Origin of the sequence: Spirosoma sp. 209 (genome assembly GCF_002006735.1) — a bacterium.
GTDB lineage: Bacteria > Bacteroidota > Bacteroidia > Cytophagales > Spirosomataceae > Spirosoma > Spirosoma sordidisoli.
The window spans coordinates 71,445-95,257 of the sequence record NZ_MVEC01000008.1 but is presented as its reverse complement, the minus strand read 5'-3'; the positions used below and the strand labels follow the sequence as shown (position 1 = coordinate 95,257).

The window sequence follows — 23,813 nt, the reverse complement described above, 5'->3', positions numbered from 1 at the left end:
GACAGCCCTATCGACGCCAGATGACGTCAACCTAGCCTGGCCGCGCAGCCGCTGTGGATAATGATGAACGGATGTTTCCGAAAATGGAATTGAACTAGCCTTTTAGCTCAATGACCTGGCCATCCTGGCAGCGCAGCACGCGGGCCGGGTATTTGTGGAGCAGGTCGTAGTTGTGAGTGGCCATGAGTATGGCGGTTCCGGCATTGTTGATCGCCTGGAAAACCTTCATAATCTGGTCGGAGACTGCCGGGTCGAGGTTCCCGGTTGGTTCGTCGGCAATCAGGATCTGTGGTTCGTTCAGCATGGCTCGGGCGATCACAACCCGCTGCTGTTCGCCCCCCGATAACTGGTGCGGCATTTTTTTCTGAGCCGTTCCCAGCCCAACCTGCATCAGCACGTCCGCAATGCGGTTGTTCATGCTGGTTTTGTCTTTCCAGCCGGTGGCTTTCAGCACAAACTTCAGATTATCTTCTACCGAGCGATCGAAAAACAGCTGGAAATCCTGAAAAACAATCCCGATCTTCCGACGCAGTTGCGGTACGTCGCGGGGTTTGAGGGCGTTCAGGGTGAAGCCAGCTACCTGCCCTTTGCCATGCTGGAGCCAGAGGTCGGCATAGAGCGTTTTCAGCAAGGACGACTTACCGCTACCGGTGCGGCCGATGAGGTAAACGAATTCTCCCTTATGAACCTGAAAAGAAACGTCACCCAGTACTAATTTCTGGCCCTGAAAAATATCAGCATTGTCGAGTGTCAGCACAGGCTCGGAGGAAAACATAATATGTAGCAGGGACAATAGACCGCCAGCAGCTAGCGATAAACGGGCCCGTCTACTGCTAACTGCTGGCGTCTGTTCTTATTGTTTAACCGGCAGATTTGCTTTTTCGTGGTCAGCCAGGAATTTAGCCAGGCCGCTGTCGGTGAGGGGGTGGTTCAGCAGCGCTTTGATGACGTTAAGCGGAGCCGTCATTACGTCAGCACCAATTTCGGCACACTGGATGATGTGCATCGGGTGGCGTACTGAAGCGGCCAGTACTTCGGTGGTAATGCCGTAGTTGGTGAAGATCGTAACGATCTGCTCGATCAGCGCCATACCGTCGGTTGAGATATCGTCCAGACGGCCAACGAAAGGCGATACGAACGAAGCACCGGCTTTGGCAGCTACCAGTGCCTGACCAGCCGAGAAAATCAGCGTACAGTTGGTGCGAATCCCTTTTTCGGAGAAGTATTTGATGGCTTTAACACCATCGGCTGTCATAGGAATTTTGACAACGATGTTCTCATCGAGTTCGGCCAGTTCGTCGCCTTCTTTAATCATTTCTTCGTATTTCACCGAGATCACCTCTGCGCTAACATCGCCTTCTACGATATCGCAGATTTGCTTGTAGTGACGCATTACATTGTCTTTACCGGTGATGCCTTCTTTGGCCATCAGGGATGGGTTGGTGGTTACACCATCAAGAACGCCCATTTCCTGAGCTTCGCGAATGTCGGCGAGGTTTGCCGTATCAATGAAGAATTTCATGTTTTTGCAATCGTTTTTTGAGGGAATACTAGTTCAACTCCTTCGTTCCGTCCTGTATTTTGCAGGTGTGAAGGTAAGTATCTTTACCCGTTCGGGCGAAATATTCTTTTGTTATGTGCTCCGAAAAAGCGCTTAGTGCGTCTTCCTGCACCAGATTGATCGTACAGCCTCCGAAGCCGCCCCCCATCATACGCGCACCCAGCACACCGGGCTGTTGACGGGCAATGTCGACCAGGATATCGAGTTCGGGGCAGCTTACTTCATACCAGCGGCTCAACCCTTCATGTGAACCGTACATGTACTGCCCAAAAGCCGCTACATCGCCCGATTCCAGTGCCGCCACCCCGTCGAGGAGTCGCTGGTTTTCCTGCACCACATAGGCGCATCGGCGATACAGGTGGGGATTCGCGGTTTTCACATGCTCATCCAGCATAGCCATGGTTACGTCGCGCAGACTACCGATCGATGGGTAAAAGGCCTGTAACAAACGAACACCCGCTTCGCACTCGGCCCGGCGGGTGTTGTACTCTGAACTCACCAGCGAGTGTTTGACCCGGGAGTCGCAAAGCACAATCCGGATGCCTTCCATCTGAATGGGGGCATACGTATAACCAAGCGATCGGCAGTCCAGCTTGATAACGTGTCCGGCTTTGCTCATCATACTGGCAAACATATCCATTACGCCCACTTTGGCGCCTACGAACTCGTTTTCGGCACGTTGTGAGAGTTTGACCAGATCGATTCGGGAAAGGCCCAGTCCATACAGTTCATTGACGGCGAAGCCCACGGCGTTCTCCAGCGCAGCCGACGACGAAAGACCGGAGCCCATCGGTATGGTGCCGCCAAACAGGCAGTTAAGACCGCCAAACGAGTGTCCTGCCTGTTTGAGCTGAGCCAGAACCCCGAGCAGGTAATCGGCCCAGGTGTTGGTCTTTTCGAGTTGATCGAGAGAGCCCTGGTAGGTTTTGCCCAGATCATGGGCAACGATATGCAGTTTATTGTCGGAGCGTGGGCCAATAGCCAGGTAAATGGCTTTATCGATAGCCGCCGGAAGAACAAATCCTTCGTTGTAATCGGTATGTTCACCAATGAGGTTGACGCGACCGGGGGAACAAAACAACCGAGGTTCGTCGTGGAAAAGGCTACGAAAAGAGTCAGTAAGGGAAGAGATCAGGTCCATGCTGGCCGGAAACAAAAAATGGCAAACCAATGTCTCACCGCTACGACCACCTACCCTTGCTTCGGTCAAGACCTGGGGGATTCAGCAGGAGCTGGTAGCACCGATTTGCCGATGCAAAGTTAAGCATTTGTTAGGCAAACGACCAAATTTCGCCCGTACCTTTGTTGTCCTAAATTTCATACTAACTCTACAGACGGTTTATCAATCGCCTGAAAAACCCGTCACCGGGCTACACGACAACCTATATATTATGAGATCACAGACCTACCGGCTGGCCCTTGTTTCGTCTTGTCTACTGCTGATAATGAGTGCCTGCAACTCGGGCGACCAGTACGTAGAACAGGGGCGGGCCTACCTGCGCGACGGCAAGTTTCGGGAAGCCGTTCAATCGCTGAATCAGGCCGTCGAAGCCGACAATGATAATGTAGAAGCCTTCAATTCGCGGGGTGTGGCTTACTTTGAACTGAAGGAATACGCCAATGCGACCCTCGATTATGATCAGGCGATCCGGCTCAAGCCCGACTATTACCGGCCTTATTACAACCGGGCTTTGCTGAAAGTAGCCCAGAATGATTTGGGTGGTGCGCTGAAAGACTATTCGGATGCCATCCGCCTGGCGCCCGATACCAGCCAGCGGACCCGCTCCGAAATCTTTCTGAACCGGGGTCAGTTATTTGCCCAGCAGGGCCAGCTGCAACCAGCCATGAATGATTTCTCGCAGGCAATCACGCTGGATAACCGGAACTCACTGGCGCTCTATAACCGGGGTAACTTACGGTATCAGCAGAAGGATCTGGACGGGGCGGTGGCCGACTTCAAACAGGCGGTTCAGGCTGATCCGCGGTTTGGGAAAGCGTTTTACGGACTAGGCATTGCCCAGCTTCTACAAAATCAGCGCGACGCGGCCTGCCTGAGCCTGAAACAGGCCCAGACGCTTGGCTATGCCGATGCTGCCAATGCGCTGGCGCAGTATTGCCAGTAAAATCGAGTAGAAACCACGAGGCTGAACCGTTTCTGTTCTCCGGAATGTAGTTTATAAACGTATGCGAAAAATACTTGCGGTTACTTTTGGTCTGCTTTTTCTGCTGTTTGCTGCCTTTCAGTATAACGACCCCGACCCGGAAGTGTGGGTGCCTATTTACGGAGCCGCTGCGGTAGCCTGCTTTATGGCGTATGCGGGTGTGGCGCGGTGGTGGTTTTTTGTCGGAATGGCCTTATTGTATCTCGTAGCGGCCTGGTATCAGCGCCCCCCCGTTTTTGAAGGATTTATGTTCAGCGAGGTGGGTATGCGAAGCCTGAATGTGGAACTGGCCCGCGAGGCCGGTGGGTTATTAATCTGTGCGCTGGCCATGGGTAGTCTGGCCTGGCTAACCCGCCAACCCCTCCGACGATGAAGCTGATCGAATGTCCTCGCGATGCCATGCAGGGGCTGGCCCATTTCGTGCCGACCGAGCTGAAAATCCGCTACCTGAATACCCTGCTGCGGGTAGGTTTCGACACCCTCGATTTTGGCAGTTTTGTTTCGCCTAAAGCCATTCCGCAGATGCGGGATACGGCCGAGGTATTGGCGGGGCTGGATCTGACCCAAAGCCGCACCCAGCTGCTGGCTATTGTCGCTAACCTGCGCGGTGCTGAGCAGGCGGCTGGCTTTTCATCGATCCGTTATATCGGGTTTCCGTTGTCAGTATCGGAAACGTTTCAGCAGCGCAACACCAACAAATCCATTGAGCAGGCTTTTGCCGAAGTGGCTCAGATACAGACGCTCTGTACCGCTACCGACAAACAGCTTGTTGTTTACCTGTCCATGGGGTTTGGTAATCCGTACGGCGACCCCTACAGCCCGGAGCGGGTAGGCTCATTTACCGGGCAGCTGGCCGAACTGGGCATTCGTATCGTGGCTCCGTCGGATACGGTAGGTACGTCGACTCCCGAAGCCATTGAGCAGCTGTTTACCCATCTGATCAACACGTTTCCACAGCTGGAGTTTGGAGCACACCTTCATGCGCTGCCGGGTCAGGCACCCGCTAAAGTGCAGGCAGCTCTGCGGGCGGGCGTGCGCCGGATTGATGGAGCGCTTCGCGGTTACGGTGGGTGCCCAATGGCGGCAGAAAGCCTTACGGGTAACTTACCCACCGAAGACATACTGGCTGTACTGCGTGACGACGAGGAACTGAAACCCGCTATCGATGAGGTAGCGTTGCAGGATGCCTTTCGGCTGGCCAATGAGGTGTTCGGCGCTTAAAAGTTCGGTATGAATAAGCAGGCCGGAGCTGCTGACCGTTACCGTCACATGAACATGCCCTGGATTTCGTCTTTCAGGCTTTTGAGCGCATCGGCCGTGGGCTGTTTTTCTTTCTGAATGATCCGTTCAAAAATTCGCTTCGACAGTTCGAGCGCTGGGGCGTCGGGGCGGGTGTCGCCGGATGCCTGGTTGATCAGGGTCATCACATCATTCATGGCAGCCTGAATCTGATCCCACACGGCCTGGCTCATGTATACCTGCTGCGACAGGTTATGATTGTATTCATCCCGGATTTCCTGAAGGAGTCGCTGCTGAAAATCGAGCACGGTGGTAGAGCTGCCTCCCAGTCTGAGTAACAGATTATTGGGGCTGATGCGCTCCAGGAACAGCGTCATTCGCTCGTAGGCCTGCAACCGAATGGGAACTACCGCTTCTGTATAGCGATTTTTAGTATCGTAGCGATGGCGATCGGCTTCGCGTTCCAGCAGCAGTTTAACCGTCAGATACATACCGTACAAAACAAGTCCGGCCGGAATGATCAGCTTCAAAAAATCACTCACTAAGTTCATAAACTGGTACAGGTTATTTGCGTCAAAATAAGTAAATTTGGCAAGCAGGTCATTGATAGATAAGTCTTTAAATTGATGCTTTTTGTTGATATCTACCTATAAAATATCAGAATCTGTGACTCGTTAGTACCATATGTCATTACTAGACAATCCTGTTTTTGTGAAAACAGAAGCGCGTCAACAAATAATCGATACGCTTCAGGTAAATAAAATTCCGGACACCTATGGCCTGCGGGTGGGGGTGCGCGGTGGTGGCTGCGGAGCGTCTTGGCTACTGGGCTTCGACCTGCCCGGGCCGGCCGACGAAGTGTATAACGTTGATGGGGTGCGCATCATTATTGACCGCAAGCATTTACTTTACGTATTAGGCGTCGAAATCGGCTACGAAATGGGTGGTTTTACTGTCGATAAGATCGATAGCAATAAGTAGTTTGAGGGAACTACTAAGTATATTGTTTTCGAGGATTGAAAACTAGATATTCAGAACTATCCCAGAAGATAAAAACTTGGCATGATTTTAGGTCTAGTCAGCTTGTAAAAACGTACCGAATCGAGTGAAGCGTATCGAGCAACATATTTTCCTTATTTTGGCGGTGCTGGCCGTCGGGTTGTCGGTACTGTGCTATTTCCTGCTCGAGCGAAACGCACCGGCTGCTACGGACGAACAGTATCTGAGTACGGTGCAGCAGCGGGTGAAGGAAGAGATGGCCGTCAGCACGGAAGAGCTCGACCGGATTTCTACCCTGCTGGGTCAGCAGCCCAAAGCCCCGTTTGCCACCCTCAATCTGACTACCCGATACCCTTTCTATGTTTTTCGTAACGGACAATTGTTCTATTGGTCCGATCACCGGTTTATTCCCGATTACAAACGAATCCAGGACGTCAGGGATCCTAAACTGGTCGATTTTGAGCAGGGGCGTTACCTGGTTAGTCACAGACGGGTTCTGTCAGGCTCGGTTGTCAATGATGTCTTTTCGCTTGTAAACGTTTATCGGTATTATCGCAATACAAACGCCTACCTGAAATCGGGTTATAGCGCCAGCCTGTTTGCCCTGGATCCCAAGTCGGTTAGTGCCGAGCGCCGACAGCCGTACCAGGCTATTTATGACAATGCGTCGGTCTTTCTGTTTTCGGTCGAACCGCCCAGGGTCGATGTATACCGAAACCATTCTACGCCGGTCAATACCATCATTCTTGCAACGATTGGCATCATTTTTCTAGGGCTTTATATACTACAGGTCATTCTGGGACTTCGGCAGCGCAGGCTGTATGAACTCGGATTTGCCTGGCTGGCGGCCTACCTGCTTCTGCTGCGGGCGCTGATGTTGTATTTCGGCGTACCGTTCTTGTTCATCGAGTCCGACCTGTTCAATCCTAAGTTCTACGCATCATCGGTACTGGTGCCGTCCCTAGGGGATCTACTGTTAAATGTGCTGGTGGTGGCTATTCTGGCTCTGTATTGGGTAAACTACTATTTCCGGTCTGCCACCTACACCGCCCTTCTTCGGTTGCCGGAATGGGGTAAAGCTATTGTTTCTGTCGGCTGCGTCATAGCGAGTTATGTTGTCTTCGCGTTCTGCTACAGCGAACTGAATAATATTTACGAGAAGTCGCAGTTTACCCTGGACATAACCCTGAACATCCACTTTTCCTTCCTGAAGGTGATGTGTCTGCTGGTGTTCATCGGTGTGTCGTTCGTTTATTTCCTGCTGGTTCATCTGCTGGCCAGTCTTTTCCTCCGCTATAACCGGATTGCGCGGGTAGGGCGGGGGATACTTCTCATTCTGCTGGGGACCCTGGTTACGGCGCTGCTGGCTTACCTGCTCAGCTGGCCGTTGATTACCATTTATGGAGTCAACGGGTTGTATTTCATGCTGATTTACATTGGCAAGTTTCCCCGTACGCTTTATACCTTCCGCTATAAAACATCAATTTATCTCTTTCTGGCCGCTTTCGTCTGTGCGGTTACTACCGCTTACGTGGTGTACACCCAGGAGATTCGGAAACAGCTGGTTCATGAACGGGCTTTTGCCGCGCAGTTGCTGGCTGAAAATGATGAGTTCGGCGAGTTCCTGATGAGCAAAGCGCTGGAGTCGGTAGTGCGCGATACCGAAATTGAACACGCTCTCCGGTCAGACACGCTGCTGGTTCGTGAGCGCATTCAGCAACGGATAAAAACGCTTCATCTGGACAAGTATTTCGACAAATATGACATTGAAGTATTTTCCTTTAAAGCCGATGGTCGTCCGCTGGATGTGAGCCCGAACGCGGTATCGCTCGCCGACCTGACGACCCGCTATCGGAAACCGGCCTACCGTACCAATTACGCCGGCATCTACTTCGTTAACGAAGCCGACAATCAGTTCCTGAAGCAGTATCTGTGCTTTATGACGGTTCGGCAGCTCGGACGCTCCCTTTACATGGACGAAGGGGTTAAAGCCGCCCCCCGCGATTCTGTTGGGTATATTGTCCTGGATATGCGACTCCGCAACGAACGGGTGAAAAGCGTTTATCCCGAACTGCTCGTCGATACGAAGTTTACGAAAGATCCGGACGAGCAGGAGTACAGCTACGGCTTTTTTGACCGAATCAGGAAAACAAATTCGACTGGGCTACCCCAGTACCGGCTGGTATACAGTACAGGCAGCTACAACTACGAGCGAAAAATGCCTGCCTCGTTGCTCAATGATCCGCGCTTATATACTGAAGGGGTAGCAACCAACCAGTATCAGCACGTAGCCCTGCAGGGGCGCGATGGCCGACTGCTGGTGGTATCGTCGGACGAGTATCCGTTTCGGAATATCTTTTCTAACTTCTCGTTCCTGTACCTGTTGCTGGTATTGACGGTAATTGCGGTCATTGTAGCCTATGCGATCAACTACAGCTTTACCCAGTTCAGTATCAACTACTCGACCCGTATTCAGATCCTGCTGAACGTGGCCTTTTTCCTGCCGCTCCTGCTGGTGATTATAATCATCCTGAGCGTAATCAGCTCAAACTACATCACGAACCAGGAGAGTACGTACATCAGCAATACCCGCAATATTGCGGCTAATTTTGTGACGTACCTGGATGAGCACCTGGTTGCCAACAAACGCAGCAAGGCGTCTATGGAAGAGGAGCTGAGTAAGATTGCCCGGGATGCGGATATCGACATAAACCTGTTCGATACGCAGGGGCGGCTCTACACCTCGACCCGCCCGCTGATGTACGCGAATGGGTATTTGTCGAAACAGATCAACCCGAAAGCCTACATCCGCGTTATTGAGGAGAAAGAAAACCAGATCCTGCTCGACGAATCGTTGGGTACCAAGCATTATCGTACCGCCTACGCGGGAATAAAGTCCTACGACGGTAAGCTGTTGGGGGTGTTGAGTATACCTTACTTCTACGCCCGCCCGGAGCTCGATCGGCAGATCATTGAGGTGATCGCTTCGGCGCTGAGCATCTTTACGGCCCTGTTCCTCTTCTTCCTGGTTCTCTCTTATTTCGCTTCGCATGTACTGACCAAACCGCTGCGACTCCTGACGCAGAAAATCCGGAAAACGAACCTCGACCGGCCGAACGACCCGCTTCCGTGGCGTTCTGACGACGAAATTGGGCTGCTGATCCGGGAGTATAACCGGATGCTGGTCAAGCTCGAAGAAAGCAAACAGGCGCTGGCTCAGAATGAAAAACAGTCGGCCTGGCGCGAGATGGCCAAACAGGTTGCGCATGAAATCAAAAACCCGCTCACGCCGATGAAACTGACGCTGCAACACCTGCAGCGCACATTCCCCAATACCAACGGAAGTGACGGGTCGCTGGGTGCCAACGAGTCGGCCACAAGGCGGGTTATCCAGCGTACGTTCGATTCGCTCCTGGACCAGATTGACAACCTGAGCGATATTGCTACGTCCTTCTCCGACTTTGCCAAAATGCCGTTGCCGATCAACGAAACATTTGAAGTAACGGCGGTGCTTAACAAGGCGGCTGATCTCTATGCCGACGATCAGCGGATCACCCTCCGGCGGCAGGTCGTTAACGGACCCGTGATGGCCATTGGTGATCGGCAGCTGATCGGTCGGATACTGACTAATCTGATCATTAACGGCATTCAGTCTGTACCACTCGACCGTAAACCCGTGCTGGATCTTCGGCTATACACCAACGATGACGAGGTACAGATCGAGATTCACGATAACGGAGCGGGCATTCCGGAGGCAATTCATACCAAGGTGTTCCTGCCTAATTTCAGTACCAAGCGGGGCGGCTCCGGGCTGGGGCTAGCCATTGCCAAACGAGGAGTTGAGCACGCGGGCGGCAGTATATGGTTTGAAACGACCGAAGGCGTGGGTACGTCCTTTTTTGTATCGCTACCACTAGCCAGCGTGGCGTTGCCCTCTATCAACCAGCCGGTGAGTTGAGGAATAAAAAAACGGTGAGGCTATAAAAACAGTCAGCCGGTCAGGATACCCAACCGGCTGTAACTCATTGTCTCAAACATCACTCAAATAAAATCAGCTGCAACTACTCAGGAACGATCATTGGAGGTTACGGCGGGCGCATCGTCTTCAATAGAAACGTGGCGCCAGTTTTCTCCGGACCGGATACGATTGAGTTGCGTATGGGTTATGCCAAACTGCTTGGCAATCATTTTCAATCGATTTTTATCATTCCGCAACAGCTTCTTGATAATCTTGACCTTGCTTTCTGTTAGCTTATAATTCCGGGCATTACGGACAGTCGGGCGGTTCTTGACATTCGGGTTTTCCCGATTGTGCTCGACCATCTCGTCCTTGGTAACCCAGCGCAGGTTCTGATAGTAGTTGTTGAGCTTATCATGATCAAGGTGAATCACAAATGTCTGATCGGTTCGCTCGCGAACAACGAAATATTCGGCTACCAGTTTGTGGATATACCGGTTAAGCGTTTTTCCTTCAGTCCGTATATTAAGCGACTTGTAGCCCTGAATGACCGAGCCTTTAATAAGCTTTCCTTCTTTACCAGCACCGGCGTTTGTCCGCTTCCCCGATGCATCTGACTGGTAACTACGCAATCTGCCGTAGTTTGATACGTCGTATCGAGGAGGGTTTTCAACATCTTCGAACGGTATCGTGACCCACTTCTCATTCCAATAATCCTGGCCTCTCTTATCGTTCATAGCTGGTAGTAATTGGATGTTTACGTACAGATAGCAAGTACGAATGTACTGATTTCTGTTTAACAATTGTATAACAAAAATAAAACAAAATGGTTGGGCATTTTTGCTATAAAATTGTTGAAAATCAACAAAATAGTGGTTTTGGTAAGTAGGTTTGCTGATCTATTTAACAGAAATAAAGATAGTGTATACCCTCATTCTGTTAGCAAAACTATCAACAAAGTAAATGAATTGCTACGGAGAATCCTGAACCTCGCTCTAAATCGCAGGGTTATGTAGGCTACTTGTTATACAAAACGATGGATGCAGCCACGAAAAAGACGCTGGTGATTGGAGCCAGCGAACAGACAGACCGGTATTCAAACCGGGCAGCCCGTAGCCTGATGCGGTACGGACATACTGTCGAACTGATCGGTTTACGAAAGGGAGCTATAGACAACCAGCCTATTCAAACTGGTCGCCCGGCGCTTCAGGACATCGATACCGTGACGATGTACGTTGGGGCACGTAATCAGCCCGATTACTATGAGTACATCCGGCAGCTTAAGCCGCGTCGCGTCATTTTTAACCCGGGCGCAGAAAACCCCGAGTTTGAGCAGGTGTTGAAACAGGAAGGAATCGAGCCGTTGCACGCCTGTACGCTGGTCATGCTATCGGTAGGCACGTATTAGGCTGGTTGAAGACAAGAGGGAAAAGGGTCGTATCGCTGAACTAGGCGCGATACGACCCTTGTTTATCACCAGCGTATGAGGGCCGAGGCCCAGGTAAAGCCGCTACCGAAAGCAGCCAGACAAACCAGATCGCCGGACTTAACCCGTCCCTGGTCGAAGGCTTCGGTCAGGGCAATCGGTATTGAAGCCGCCGTCGTGTTGCCGTAATACTGAATATTATTGAAAACTTTCTCGTCGGGCAGGCCCATCTGCTGCTGAACGTAATTCGAAATACGAATATTAGCCTGGTGCGGCACCAGCAGCGACAGATCGTCAGGCTGATACCCGTTGGCGGTCAGGCTTTCGTTGATGACCTCCATAAACCGAACCACCGCGTGTTTGAAGACGGCGTTGCCGTTCATGACAACACTACTGCCGCTTTCGGTTGCCGTTTCCGGGGTAATAAAATGATCGGGTCGGCTGCTGCCGGGATCTTTCAGGTAGAGTTCTTCGGCAAATCGACCGTCAGCATGCAAGTGGGTCGACAGAATCCGATGGCTGGGGTCGGTTGTTGCCTGAACCACTGCGGCTCCTGCGCCATCTCCAAAAATTACCGCTACACCCCGCCCTTCGGTGGTTTTGTCCATCAGGGTAGACTGTATTTCTGACCCGATAACCAGGGCGGTTTTGTACATGCCGGTTTTGATGAACTGATCGGCAATGGAGAGCGCATACACGAAACCCGAACACTGCTGACGAATGTCGATAACGGCTACCCCCTCCAGGCCCAGTTCCCGCTGCATGAGAAAAGCAGAACCCGGGAAGTAATAATCCGGCGAAAGAGTTGCGTATACGATAAGGTCAACCGCCGACGCATCCAGACCGGCCCTGTCGAGAGCCATGCGTGACGCAGCCGTGGCCATACTGGCATTGGTATCCTTGCCGTACGTGAACCAGCGCCGTTGTTGTATGCCTGTCCGCTCCTGAATCCAGGTGTCAGACGTGTCCATGTATTGCTTGAGATCGTCGTTTTTGACAATCGTTTCGGGCACGTAGTAGCCTAAACCCGTAATTTTTGAGTGAAGTGTATTCATTCGTTGATGTCTGCAACCGCAGACGCTAAAACAGGAGCAAAGGTACTAAACCTAGTAGCCCCATAAAACCCGTTGCGTCTGGATATCAGGCGGCCCGAAGCTCAAAGGAATAGTCTTCCATGATCAGATTAGCCAACAGCTGGCGACAGGCTGCATCGACGGTTTCCCGGGCTTTCTCTTCAGTTTCGGCGTCGACCTGAAGCCGGATGTGCTTTCCGATCCGAACGCTGTCTATTGTATCCATCTGAAGATTGTGCAGCCCTAATTGTACGGCTTTCCCCTGCGGGTCCAGAATCTCCGGACGAGTCATGATGTTGATCTCGGCTATGTATTTCATGGTAAAGAATGAACAAGTGAACGGTCCACGCAAGAGTTACTTCGTGACCCGATCACGGGTTTGGTCATTGGTAAAAAGTGAAACAACGATGTACAGTAAGATAACGAGCGGAATGGCTGCAAACTGCAAAAATAGCAGCAGCAGCGCGGATGCGATCAGGAAAAGAAACTTTGCCCGATTTTCGGCCCAGCCAAATGACTTGAACTTCAGCGCGAACAAAGGCAGGTCGGATACCAGCATGAATGAAAACGCGATCATCATACCCAGCGCAATATCATTTTGCCAGATAGCGTCGAACTGGGGTTGATACCGGCCCATGAGCGGAAAAGCCGCAATCAGCATAGCATTTGCCGGTACCGGCAGCCCGATAAACGATTCGGACTGACGGGTATCGATGTTGAAATTGGCAAGCCTGAGGGCCGACAGTACGGCAATCAGAAAGGCTCCGTACGAGATTAAACCCAGTTGCTGAAACCAGCAAAGCTGAAAAACAAGGGTAGCGGGTAATACGCCAAATGTAACGACATCGGCCAGGGAGTCGAGTTCTTTGCCGAAAGGACCCGACACGTTAACGAGTCGGGCAACGAACCCATCGCCAAAGTCGAGGATGGCCGCCAGCCCGATCAGCCACGCAGCCAGTTCGAGCTGTCCCCGCAGGGCCATGACCAGACCAATGCACCCGCAAAGCAGGTTACCACAGGTCATGGCGTTTGGGATATGTTTAAGAAGGGCTTTCATGGGCGAACGAACGGATGAGTTCGTTGGTGAGCAGGCTGGTTAAAAACAGGCTGGGTATCGGTCAGCCCTCGGGAGTTGACCGATACCCAGCCTGGCTAGGTGATTTTTACAAAAGGGTTAGTCCGTTTTTCATGGCCAATGGTAGTAGGATCCATATGGCCCGCGTAGACCGTATAGTCGTCAGGCAGGGTGAAAAACTTGGTTCTGATGCTGTTGAGTAAATCACTATGGTTGCAGTACGGAAAGTCGGTGCGACCAACGCTTCCCCGAAACAAGACATCGCCCCCAACTATATACCGATCGGCATGGTTGACAAACGCAACATGCCCCGGCGCATGGCCTGGCGTAAAAAGAACGTCGAGTGTCAAACCACCGATCCGAAACTGATCGCCTTCCTTGAGCCAGGCATCGATCTCGCTATGCTCGTAGCCGCGCAGACCATACAGCGCACAGCGGGTTGGCACATCGGCATAGATAACCTGTTCGCGCTCATGCAGATACGCCGGAACCTTGTACCGGCGCTTCAGATATGCCAGCCCGAATACATGATCGAGATGAGCATGGGTGAGCAGGATGTATTTCAGCGTAAGCTTGCGAGCGTCGAGGAACTGGCTTAGGGCCTCTTTCTCGGCCTGCTCGTAACAGCCAGGGTCAATCACGATGGCATCGCCCGATGTCTCGTCAGCAATAACGTAGGTGTTCTCCTGGAAGGGAGAAAACTCAAAGGCTTGAATCATAAACGATGCAGACAGTCTGCCAGGTGGGAAAAGCCCGTGCTGATGAATAAAAACGAGCGGAGTCAGCTCCGCCTTTGCCCTACAAAAGTAGGAACACCGTTGGTTTTTTGCGCAGATCGGGTACCTGCGATTTCCATTCGCGGATGGTCAGGGTCCGAACGAAGGCATCGGAAGCAGTCAGATTACAGGCTACGCACAGGCGCGTGTTCCCCTGACAGCTGGCCAGCACATCGGCCATGAGCGCATCGTTTCGGTATGGCGTTTCGATAAAAATCTGGGTTTGCTGCCGTTGCTGGGCTTCTTTTTCCAGATGCCGTATGGTCCGGACCCGGTCTGCCTTTTCGATCGGCAGATACCCCTGGAATACGAACGACTGCCCGTTCAGGCCCGACGCCATGAGGGCCAGCAGCAGGCTGGATGGGCCTACAAGTGGCTCGACCCGCCAGCCCAGCGTATGAGCCATGCCAACGACCACAGAACCCGGATCGGCTACGCCCGGGCAGCCTGCTTCAGACAGTACCCCGGCGTTTCGTTTGCGTTCCATCAGTTCCTGGATCTGCCGGCGGGTATCCGTTGGGGGGGTATCCTTATCAAGGTCGAAGAACGTTGTTTCGTCAATGATCCGGCTGGTTTTCAGACCACTGATGAACCGGCGGGCTGTGCGTACGTTCTCAACAAAGTAAGCGTCGGTTTTTTCGATCACCTCTCGGACGTAGGGAGGGAGAACCTCAGCCGCCGTGTCATCGGCAAGAAGCGTCGGTATAAGATAAAGCGTCGGCATCCGGCAAGTGGGATTCGGTTTTGTGTACAATACCCTGAAGAAGAGCAGGGGGTTGGTCAGGCTTGTAAAAAACGGAGCAGCGTGTCAACAAACTCCGCTGGTTTCTCGGCCTGCACCCAGTGGCCGGCTCCCTGAATGGTTTCGATCGTTGCATTCGGGAAAATGCGCCTGATAGACGGTACGTCATCATCCAGGATATAGGGCGACTCACTCCCGCGGATAAACAGCGTCGGCTCCGTAACGATGCGCGGGTTGGTCAGTTCTTCGCCCACACCATGCAGCTCCCGCTCAATGATGCGGAGATTGAGCCGCCAGTCAAATTGGCCCTGTTCATTCCGGTACAGGTTTTTGAGCAGGAACTGCCGCACCGAAAGAGCGGGTTCGTACTGACTCAGAATCGTATCAGCTTCGTTACGGCTTTTCAGACCAAGCAGGTCAATGGCTTTCAGTCCCCGGATAATATCGCTGTGATGAACGGGATAGAACTTGGGTGCAATATCAACCACAACGAGCTTGCTGTACGAACCCGGCTTACCGTCGCTCGGGTAGCTCATGGCATATTGCATCACCGTTTTACCACCCATGGAGTGGCCCAGCAGGATAGCATCAGTCAGGTTCTGGTCGATCAGAAAGGCACGCAGGTCGGCGGCCATGTTTTGATAGTCCTGCTCATCGGCCCGGGGCGACTGGCCATGGTTGCGCTGATCAAGAGCAAACACCCGGTATCCCTGAGCCGCTATAGTCTTGCTCACGGTCAGCCAGTTATCAGACGAGCCGAAGATGCCATGTAGGATAACGATAGCCGGGCCTGTATCGCCGACCTGGCGGAAGAATAGTTTCATTCCAGTAACGAGTGGATGACGGAGCAGTATCAACTATTTTGCCACGTCATCGCGGTCTAGTGTACATAAACAACTTTGTCGCGCTGGTTGACCAGCTCGCCGAAGGACTGCAAAGTAAAGCCGTTTTCCCGGGCTACGCGTTCAAATTCTACCGTACTGCCCGGGTCAACGGCAATAAGTAGACCTCCCGACGTTTGCGGATCGGCCAGCACATACCGCTGTGTTTCGGTCAAGTCGCTGATTTTGTGTCCGTAGCTGTCCCAGTTACGAACGGTGCCGCCCGGAAAGCTTTTCTGGGCCAGATACTCGTTAACAACCGGCAGCGTAGGCACAGCATCGAACTCAACGAGAGCCGTCAGGCCAGACCCTTCGGCCATTTCGGTCAGGTGGCCCAGCAAACCGAAGCCTGTCACATCGGTAAGGGCTTTAACATAGGGCAGGCGCCCCAGTACGGCTCCGAAACTGTTCAATCTGGCCATCTGAGCCGGAGCCAGGTCAGCATGTTCAGGCTTGAGGATGCCTTTTTTCTGCGCTGTGGTCAAAATACCAACGCCCAACGGTTTCGTCAGATAAAGTTTGCAGCCGGCAGTTGCTGTGTTGTTCTGTTTCAGGTGGTCGATGCGGACTTTTCCCGTCACGGCCAGTCCGAAAATAGGCTCAGGCGAGTCGATGCTGTGGCCCCCAGCCAGGGGTATACCTGCTTCGCGGCAAATCGCCCGCGACCCTTCGAGTACCTGAGCGGCTACCTCCGGCGGCAGTTTGTCGATGGGCCAGCCGAGAATGGCAATGGCCATAATCGGTTCACCACCCATCGCGTAGATATCGCTGATGGCATTGGCAGAGGCAATACGGCCGAAATCAAATGCATTATCTACGATGGGCATAAAGAAATCGGTGGTACTGATAATGGCTTCTCCATTGCCCATATCCATAACGGCTGCATCATCGCGCGAGTCATTACCAACGAGCAGCTGACTGTATTGAGGCTGCGAGGCCGTGGCGTTGGTATGCAGGATTTTGTCAAGAATTTTTGGAGAAATTTTACAGCCGCAGCCAGCGCCGTGACTATACTGAGTAAGCTTAACGGCTGTTGTTTCGATTGGGGTCATAGCAGGGACAAAACTAAGTCGGAACGGACTACTTAATGGCAACTAAATCGATAGTAATACGCCTGAACAGAAAGGTTGGTTCGAAATTGGTCAGAAGAGTACCAGACTGGTATGCTGGACTTAACAAAAACTTAACATTAGCGAATAGAACGTAAAGCGACCCTTTTTGGCTTATTCCGTGATGCTGGCCTTTATAATAACTTAAGTTGGTACTTTTTAAAGAAGGCTTGCTTTGTAACCCGAGAGAAATTATGCCATCTTTGCGGCCGAATCGAGGCTTGAGCTAACCGTATGCGCTTCGCAGAACTACAAACCAAATCAAACACTTCTATGTACAGAAAACTACTGCAATTCAGGACAGCTTTCCCGTTGTTCTGCAGTATGCTATTCGCCTTACTCAGCGGTAGCGGAGTTTTTGCCCAAGGTGTAACCACCTCGTCGATCAACGGCGTTGTTACGGATAACAGCGGGGCTGAATTACCCGGGGCTACGGTTGTAGCTGTTCATACACCTTCTGGCACGCGGTACGGTATTACGACTAATACGCAGGGACGCTATAATTTTCCGGCGGTTCGTATTGGTGGTCCTTATGAAATCACCGTATCGTTTGTGGGCTTCCAGGAACAAAAACGCACGATCCAGTCGGCGGAGCTAAATACGCCTACTGTGGCTAATTTCAAGTTGACTGAGGAAGGCAAACAGTTGAGCGAAGTTGTCATTACCTCACAACGGGGTTCAATTATCGATTCGGAGCGCAACGGTGCCTCAACGAACATTGGCCGCCAGAGCTTCGAGCGTTTGCCTACTCTATCACGTAGTTTCACTGATTTCAGCACGCTAACCCCACAAGCTGGTCCAGGTTTTTCGTTTGGAGGCCGCTCGCAGCTTTACAATAATTTTTCCATTGATGGATCGACAGCCAACAACGTGTTTGGCTTATCTGCACTGCCAGGTGGTCAGTCAAGCGCAACACCGGTTAGTATCGATGCGATCGAGCAATTGAACGTGTCGATTTCTCCGTTCGATGTAACGCAGGGGTCCTTTACGGGCGCTGGTGTTAATGCTGTAACGCGCTCAGGAACGAACCGTTTCGAAGGGTCAGCGTACGGGTTTTATCGAAATCAAAGTTTTGTTGGTAAAAAAGTAGCAGGTTTGGATGTGCCAGCCGCTCAACAGCAAAACTTCAGTTTCTACAACGCAGGTTTCCGTTTAGGAGGCCCAATTATTAAAAACAAACTTTTCTTCTTCGTCAATGCCGAACAGGAACAACGGTCAAGTCCGGCTGTTCTGTTCCCGGTGGGAGGATCAGATGCTAATGGCGTTGCGTTTCAGCAGACGCAGGCCGCTGCCGATTTAGAGCGTTTGCAGACGTTTTTAACGACGACCGGGCCGAACAAAACCTGGACATATAACCCTGGTACGCTGAATCCGTTCGATGCCCTCAACAAGAGCACCAAGTTTCTGGCTAAAATTGACTGGAACATCAGTGATAAGCACAAACTGACTGTTCGTTATAATCAGTTGAATTCGTACAGTGATATTCCACCGAGCAACTCAGGCTCAAACGGGGTCAATCCGCAGAGCGGTCGTCAAAACAACGTAAACACGATTCCATTCTCCAATACCTGGTATCGCATCAACAACAACCTGAAGTCAGTCATTGCGGAACTAAACTCGACGTTCAGCAATAAATACGCTAATAACCTGCAGGTTGGTTACACCGCTTTCCGCGACTTCCGTCAGGGCGGAGGTGGAGTTGATACCCCTAACTTCCCAACGGTCGATATTGCCGGAACAAATGGAACAACCCTGACAAGCTTCGGAGCAGAGCCGTTTACGCCGAACAACTTACTGAATCAGGATGTCATTCAGCTGAACGATCGGTTTGATATCTTCCTAGGTAAACACACCGTCTCAGTAGGTACTGCCAACGAATTTTATAGCTTCGAGAATGGCTTTACGCCTGCCATCCGAAATATTTATACGTTCAACAGTGTTGATGATTTCATCAACAACGCAACTGCGCCTACGGCCGCTAATGCGCCAACGGGCTTTACAACCCTCTACTCTGCCATTCCGGGTACGCCTGTCCCGATCGCTAAATTCCGGTCGGCTCAGCTGGGTTTCTACGCACAAGATGCATTTAACGTTACGTCACGGTTCCGGTTAACGGCAGGTTTGCGTGTCGATATTCCTACGTTCAATGACAACGGTCTGCTGGCCAATACCGTCACAGACGCTATGACCTTCAGCAACGGCGAGAAAATCAACGTTGATAAGTTACCTAACTCAACACTGTTGTGGTCGCCACGGGTTGGTGTGAACTGGGATGTATTCGGTAACCGTAGCCTGCAGCTACGCGGTGGTACGGGTATCTTCACGGGACGTGTTCCATTCGTGTGGATCTCAAACCAGATCAGCAACAATGGGGTACTGTTCGGAACGATTGCACGAGTTGGTCAGGCCGCCAACGCTACCACCCCCTTCAATCCAGACCCTGCCACTTATGTACCAGCACTAACCGGCGAGCCCGGCACTCCGCTGGCACAGACGTTCTCGATCAATGCTACGGTGCCAAACTTTAAGTTTCCACAGGTGTGGCGCACCAGCTTCGGGGTTGACAAAACCCTGCCGGGAGGATGGGTAGCTACGTTCGATGCTATCTATACCAAAGATATCAATGCCGTTTATATTCGGGATGCCAACCTGGCAGCTCCGGCCGGCACGCTGGCTGGTGATGGACGCCCTGTATTTGGTGGGGTTGCCGGTACGGCTGACAATCCGCCCTTCGACCGTCGTATCAACGATCGCGTTGTTCAGGCACTGGTGCTCGATAATATTAACCGGGGATACGCACTAAGCCTGACGGCTCAACTTCAAAAGCGCTTCTCCAACGGGTTTGAGGGATCATTAGCTTATACCTTCACGGACTCGAAGGATATCAACGCGCAATCTGCTTCGACAGCTGGTACTATTTATACAGGTCAGCCTATTGTTGGTACGCCCAACCTGCCGAACCTGTCGTATGCGAACAACCTGATTCCTCACCGGATCGTTGGCTTTATACAGTATCGTCGCGAATACCTTCGCAATTTTGCCACAACAGCTTCGCTCATTTATACGGGTCAGAACATAAGCAATTTCTCGTATACGTATCTGAACAGCCCAAACAGCGATGGTATAAACGGTAATGATCTGATCTACGTGCCACGTAGTCAGAATGAAATTGTTCTGGCCACAACTAATGCTCAGGACACTCGTTCAACGCAGCAAATCTGGGATCAGCTGAATGCTTACATCGAACAGGATCCTTATCTGAGCAAGCGCCGTGGACAATATGCCGAGCGGAATGGTGCTTATCTGCCCTGGCAAAACCTGTTAAACTTCCGGTTGCTGCAAGATTTCTACATCTCCGCTGGAAACGGTCGTCGGCATACTTTACAACTGTCGGCCGACGTGACAAACGTGCTGAACCTGCTGAATTCAAACTGGGGTGTTGCCCAGTCGGCTAACCGCACCAGCCTGCTGAACTTCCTGGGTTACGAAACGCCGAATACCGGCACTGCCGCAACCACGGGTCGTCCTATCTATTCGTTTGCGGAAGCGTCTCCAGGTCAGGCCTTGTCAACTACCTATACAAACAACTTCGGTTTGTCGTCACGTTGGCAGCTACAGGTAGGTGCTCGTTATATTTTCTAAGGGTTCGTTGTAGACAAAACATTAATGACTTCATGAAAAAGGATATAAATTTTATTGGTACGGTCGCTTCGGTAATGCTGCTCTCGGCAGTACTACTGAGTGGTTGCGAGGATACTGACTATCCGGCTGCGCAGCCCGCAACAACTCCGTCGACAAATCAGGCGCGCTTCCTGTTTGTAAACGCAGCTCCAGGCGCTCCCGCACTCAACTTCTTTGTTGAGAATACCCAGGCAGGCCAGTCATTAGGGTTCGGTCAGGCTTCTGCTTACATACCCTCACAGGTTGGCAATATTCAGCTGCGGGCTAAAGCGGCTTCTGGCCAAATTGGCGGTGTGATAGGAAGCGGAGATATCCTGTTCCGGGCAGGAGCTACCAACCAGAATAACTTTGCCGCTGCGGCCAATACAAACTATACTGTGTTCGTAACAGATACGTTGAATCGGCCCCGTCCTACAACAACAAACGGAACGAATCCAGGTGGGCCGCAGTTTTTGACAGTCACCGATAACCTGGCTACGCCCGCTGCTGGAAACGCGCATGTCCGTTTCTTCCATCTGGCACCAGACGCTCCTGCTGTGTCGGTTCGTTTAGTGCCTACAGCCCCTGCCTCTGTAACGGCTACACCAGCTTTCTTAAACCGTGCTTATCGGGTTACGTCAGTAGGTTCAGGAACGGCCGTGACGAATTATGCTAACTTTACCCCCGTATCAGCGGCAACATACACGGTACAAGTGTATACAGGTGCAACCGTGCCGACATCTGCAACGGTAACTCCCGCTTTGACGGTGCCAAATGTGACGCTGGAAACTGGTAAAATTTATACGATGTATGCCCGTGGTCTGCGTCGCAACAATTCTTTGGGGGCGGGCGTAGTTATTCATAACTAACCCAACTCATTACATAAAAAAGCACCGGCTACAATGTAGCCGGTGCTTTTTTATGTAATGAATGATAACTATGGCAAAACGGCTGCCTGACCATCGCCCTTTCTGAGCTTCATGACGTCTGTACCGGCCTGATACCCCATGACAATGAGCCGCCCGATGTCATCGGAAGTAAATTTCATCATGTTTAGATGAAGTGGCTCGGTAGGCCGGATAATAGTCAGGTGGAGCTGGCGCCCGTGCAGGTGTTCCCGTTCGGCATAGCGTTCGGCCCAGGCAATGTCGTTGTTAACGAGCTGATTAACCGTAATGTCTTTCACCCGATCCATCAGGTTAAGCAGATTGCGGTAGTTAAACTTCTCGTTGTAGATGCGCTTGGCGTGGCAGGCCACGCAGGCAATCTCGCCCGCCCCGTCTTCAATCGCAACCCGGAGCGGAGCCACCTCGCGTAGGCCTCCATCCAGAAACGCCCGACGGTGGTCGCCCCCGATCTGGATGGCTGGCATCAAAAAGGGCAATGAACTGCTGGCGTAGATATAATCCAGGAAATTCGGGTCGCTGGCGTCGGCATAACGCATGTCGCCTTCAATAATATCGACAGCACCCACTTTTATTCTGACAGGGCCGGTTTTGAGCGCTTCCAGGTCGAGGTGGTTCCGGATCAGGTTCTGAATGGGGGAGTTGTCGAGCAGGCCGTCAAATCGGCTCAGCAGCGTGTTATAACCCATCACAAACCGGGAGCGGATTACGGCTACATCGTCGGGTTTGGTAATGTGTCGGATCCAGAATTCGATGAGCGCCTTACCCGCTTTGGGCCAGTCGACCTGCCCCGTACTGGCGTGCTGATGAGCCGCTTCGTTAGCCAGAAAAGCTGCGTTCAGACTGCCGACCGAGATACCATAGAGCTGATCCGGTACAAAGCCCGACTCAAACAGGGCCATAACGGCTCCTACCTGAAAGGCGCCTTTGAGCGAACCACCACCCAGCACAAGCGCTTTGTGTCTGGGGTTTGAAAAAGCAGGACTATGGGTTGGAGTAGGGGGCGTTGGATTATTGACCATATGCAGATGAATGGAAGAAATCAGGGCGGGTAAATTGATGATTTTTAGACCACAATCAAAACGAGCTACCCGGTATTCTGCGTTTACCCAACGGCCTTTTTATGCTTGTTTTTCCCCGTCTCCGCTTTCCTTACTATACTTGCCGGAAATTTAGTTGGCAGTAAGCAGTTCGCAGCGCGATTTTTACCCAGCTGATCCAGTTACGGTCTGCCAACTGATTACGTAAGAACTGCCTACTACTCATCGAAGATGCCCCTCACCGTCGCCGACATCCAAGCCCCGATTGCTGCCGAAATGAAACTGTTCGAGCACAAATTCCGGGACTTGATGAAGAGCGATGTCATGCTGCTCGACCAGATCATGAATTATATCGTGAAACGGAAAGGCAAGCAGCTCAGACCAATGTTTGTCTTTCTGACGGCCGGAGTCTGTGGCGAAATTACCGAATCGACCTACCGCGGGGCGTCGCTGATTGAACTGCTGCACACGGCTACCCTCGTTCACGATGATGTTGTCGATGAGTCGAACTACCGGCGTGGCTTCTTTTCTATCAATGCGCTCTGGAAAAATAAAGTAGCCGTACTGGTCGGCGACTATCTGCTTTCCAGAGGGTTACTGCTATCGGTCGATAATGGCGATTTCGAGTTGTTACAGATCGTTTCAACGGCTGTACGGGAGTTGAGTGAGGGCGAGTTGCTACAGATCGAAAAAGCCCGTCGGCTCGATATCACTGAGGATGTATACTACGAAATAATCCGTCAGAAAACGGCTTCCCTGATTGCCGCCTGCTGCGCCGTAGGTGCCCGGTCGGCGGGCGTCGGTAAAGACCGGATCGAGCAGGCCCGCGCATTCGGGGAAAAAGTCGGCATTGCCTTTCAGATTAAGGATGATCTGTTCGACTATGGTACGGCAGAAGTAGGCAAACCGCTGGGCATCGATATCAAAGAGAAGAAGATGACCCTGCCGCTCATCTATGCGCTTAACCGGGCGGGGTTTCTGCAAAAACGACGGATTATCAATATCATCAAAAACGAGAGCGAGAATCCCAAAAAGGTAGACGAGGTGATCCAGTTCGTTAAGCAGTCGGGCGGTATCGAGTACGCCACCGAAGCGATGAATCAATACGTAGCCGAAGCGCAGCAGTTGCTGAACTCGTTTCCCGACTCGTCGTACCGGCAGTCGCTGCATCAGCTGGTTCAGTATACGATCGAACGCAGCAAGTGAT

At 51.9% G+C, this 23,813-nt stretch carries 22 protein-coding genes; 9 read left to right on the top strand and 13 right to left on the bottom strand.

From position 1 onward, the window contains the following. Positions 1-94: 94 nt before the first annotated feature. From B1C80_RS14910 to galK, 3 genes are all read right to left on the bottom strand, one after another. Positions 95-775 (bottom strand): cell division ATP-binding protein FtsE, encoded by a 681-nt coding sequence (locus B1C80_RS14910; protein WP_077921981.1) that lies wholly within the window; start codon positions 773-775, stop codon positions 95-97. 78 nt (positions 776-853) lie between these two features. Next, on the bottom strand, positions 854-1,522 hold the full coding sequence (gene fsa, locus B1C80_RS14905) for a fructose-6-phosphate aldolase (protein WP_077921980.1): 669 nt from the start codon (positions 1,520-1,522) through the stop codon (positions 854-856). A gap of 28 nt (positions 1,523-1,550) precedes the next feature. Continuing rightward, positions 1,551-2,702 (bottom strand): galactokinase, encoded by a 1,152-nt coding sequence (gene galK, locus B1C80_RS14900; protein ID WP_077921979.1) that lies wholly within the window; start codon positions 2,700-2,702, stop codon positions 1,551-1,553. Between the two features lie 250 nt (positions 2,703-2,952). Here galK and B1C80_RS14895 point away from each other — a divergent pair, with 250 nt between their 5' ends. From B1C80_RS14895 to B1C80_RS14885, 3 genes are all read left to right on the top strand, one after another. Next, a complete protein-coding gene (locus B1C80_RS14895) occupies positions 2,953-3,684 on the top strand; it encodes a tetratricopeptide repeat protein (protein WP_236648800.1) in 732 nt (243 codons plus the stop codon). A 61-nt stretch (positions 3,685-3,745) separates the two neighbouring features. After that, positions 3,746-4,096: a transmembrane 220 family protein gene (locus tag B1C80_RS14890; RefSeq protein WP_077921977.1), complete on the top strand. Its 351-nt coding sequence runs from the start codon at positions 3,746-3,748 to the stop codon at positions 4,094-4,096. Next, positions 4,093-4,944 carry a hydroxymethylglutaryl-CoA lyase gene (locus tag B1C80_RS14885; RefSeq protein WP_077921976.1) on the top strand — a complete coding sequence of 284 codons (852 nt, stop codon included), beginning with the start codon at positions 4,093-4,095 and terminating at the stop codon, positions 4,942-4,944. The genes B1C80_RS14890 and B1C80_RS14885 overlap by 4 nt, the downstream gene beginning before the upstream one ends. 44 nt (positions 4,945-4,988) lie before the next feature. On the opposite strand, the gene B1C80_RS14880 is transcribed toward B1C80_RS14885, so the two are convergent. Further along, complete coding sequence (locus B1C80_RS14880; RefSeq protein ID WP_077921975.1) at positions 4,989-5,513, bottom strand: hypothetical protein; 525 nt, start codon at positions 5,511-5,513, stop codon at positions 4,989-4,991. A gap of 133 nt (positions 5,514-5,646) precedes the next feature. On the opposite strand from B1C80_RS14880, the gene B1C80_RS14875 reads away from it, so the two are divergent. Together B1C80_RS14875 and B1C80_RS14870 are read left to right on the top strand one after the other, a co-directional pair. Then, on the top strand, positions 5,647-5,943 hold the full coding sequence (locus B1C80_RS14875; protein WP_077921974.1) for an adhesin: 297 nt from the start codon (positions 5,647-5,649) through the stop codon (positions 5,941-5,943). A 124-nt stretch (positions 5,944-6,067) separates the two neighbouring features. After that, on the top strand, positions 6,068-9,919 hold the full coding sequence (locus tag B1C80_RS14870; protein WP_077921973.1) for a HAMP domain-containing sensor histidine kinase: 3,852 nt from the start codon (positions 6,068-6,070) through the stop codon (positions 9,917-9,919). Between the two features lie 107 nt (positions 9,920-10,026). On the opposite strand, the gene B1C80_RS14865 is transcribed toward B1C80_RS14870, so the two are convergent. After that, positions 10,027-10,656, bottom strand: a complete 630-nt coding sequence (locus tag B1C80_RS14865) for an HNH endonuclease (protein WP_077921972.1) — start codon at positions 10,654-10,656, stop codon at positions 10,027-10,029. A 299-nt stretch (positions 10,657-10,955) separates the two neighbouring features. Here B1C80_RS14865 and B1C80_RS14860 point away from each other — a divergent pair, with 299 nt between their 5' ends. Continuing rightward, positions 10,956-11,327, top strand: a complete 372-nt coding sequence (locus tag B1C80_RS14860) for a CoA-binding protein (protein ID WP_077921971.1) — start codon at positions 10,956-10,958, stop codon at positions 11,325-11,327. A 65-nt stretch (positions 11,328-11,392) separates the two neighbouring features. On the opposite strand, the gene B1C80_RS14855 is transcribed toward B1C80_RS14860, so the two are convergent. From B1C80_RS14855 to selD, 7 genes are all read right to left on the bottom strand, one after another. Next, positions 11,393-12,400, bottom strand: a complete 1,008-nt coding sequence (locus B1C80_RS14855) for a 3-oxoacyl-ACP synthase III family protein (RefSeq protein ID WP_077921970.1) — start codon at positions 12,398-12,400, stop codon at positions 11,393-11,395. An 85-nt stretch (positions 12,401-12,485) separates the two neighbouring features. After that, positions 12,486-12,737: a phosphoribosylformylglycinamidine synthase subunit PurS gene (gene purS, locus B1C80_RS14850; protein WP_077921969.1), complete on the bottom strand. Its 252-nt coding sequence runs from the start codon at positions 12,735-12,737 to the stop codon at positions 12,486-12,488. Positions 12,738-12,773: 36 nt separating this feature from the next. Further along, entirely contained in the window at positions 12,774-13,475 is a 702-nt protein-coding gene (pssA, locus tag B1C80_RS14845; RefSeq protein ID WP_236648799.1) for a CDP-diacylglycerol--serine O-phosphatidyltransferase, read from the bottom strand. 95 nt (positions 13,476-13,570) lie between these two features. Next, the gene (locus B1C80_RS14840; protein WP_077921968.1) at positions 13,571-14,212 is read right to left on the bottom strand and encodes an MBL fold metallo-hydrolase; all 642 of its coding nucleotides are present in this window, start codon (positions 14,210-14,212) and stop codon (positions 13,571-13,573) included. 79 nt (positions 14,213-14,291) lie between these two features. After that, entirely contained in the window at positions 14,292-14,993 is a 702-nt protein-coding gene (locus B1C80_RS14835; RefSeq protein WP_077921967.1) for an SAM-dependent methyltransferase, read from the bottom strand. Positions 14,994-15,049: 56 nt separating this feature from the next. Next, on the bottom strand, positions 15,050-15,835 hold the full coding sequence (locus tag B1C80_RS14830; RefSeq protein WP_077921966.1) for an alpha/beta fold hydrolase: 786 nt from the start codon (positions 15,833-15,835) through the stop codon (positions 15,050-15,052). A 56-nt stretch (positions 15,836-15,891) separates the two neighbouring features. Next, entirely contained in the window at positions 15,892-16,944 is a 1,053-nt protein-coding gene (gene selD, locus B1C80_RS14825) for a selenide, water dikinase SelD (RefSeq protein WP_077921965.1), read from the bottom strand. Between the two features lie 381 nt (positions 16,945-17,325). Here selD and B1C80_RS14820 point away from each other — a divergent pair, with 381 nt between their 5' ends. Both B1C80_RS14820 and B1C80_RS14815 read left to right on the top strand, forming a co-directional pair. After that, the gene (locus tag B1C80_RS14820) at positions 17,326-20,643 is read left to right on the top strand and encodes a TonB-dependent receptor (protein ID WP_077922059.1); all 3,318 of its coding nucleotides are present in this window, start codon (positions 17,326-17,328) and stop codon (positions 20,641-20,643) included. A 32-nt stretch (positions 20,644-20,675) separates the two neighbouring features. Then, positions 20,676-21,530 (top strand): DUF4397 domain-containing protein, encoded by an 855-nt coding sequence (locus tag B1C80_RS14815; protein ID WP_077921964.1) that lies wholly within the window; start codon positions 20,676-20,678, stop codon positions 21,528-21,530. Positions 21,531-21,598: 68 nt separating this feature from the next. Here B1C80_RS14815 and B1C80_RS14810 read toward each other — a convergent pair whose 3' ends face one another. Continuing rightward, entirely contained in the window at positions 21,599-22,588 is a 990-nt protein-coding gene (locus tag B1C80_RS14810) for a patatin-like phospholipase family protein (protein WP_077921963.1), read from the bottom strand. A 249-nt stretch (positions 22,589-22,837) separates the two neighbouring features. Between B1C80_RS14810 and B1C80_RS14805 the strand changes: the two genes are divergently transcribed. Beyond that, positions 22,838-23,812 (top strand): polyprenyl synthetase family protein, encoded by a 975-nt coding sequence (locus B1C80_RS14805; protein ID WP_077921962.1) that lies wholly within the window; start codon positions 22,838-22,840, stop codon positions 23,810-23,812. Position 23,813: the final 1 nt, after the last annotated feature.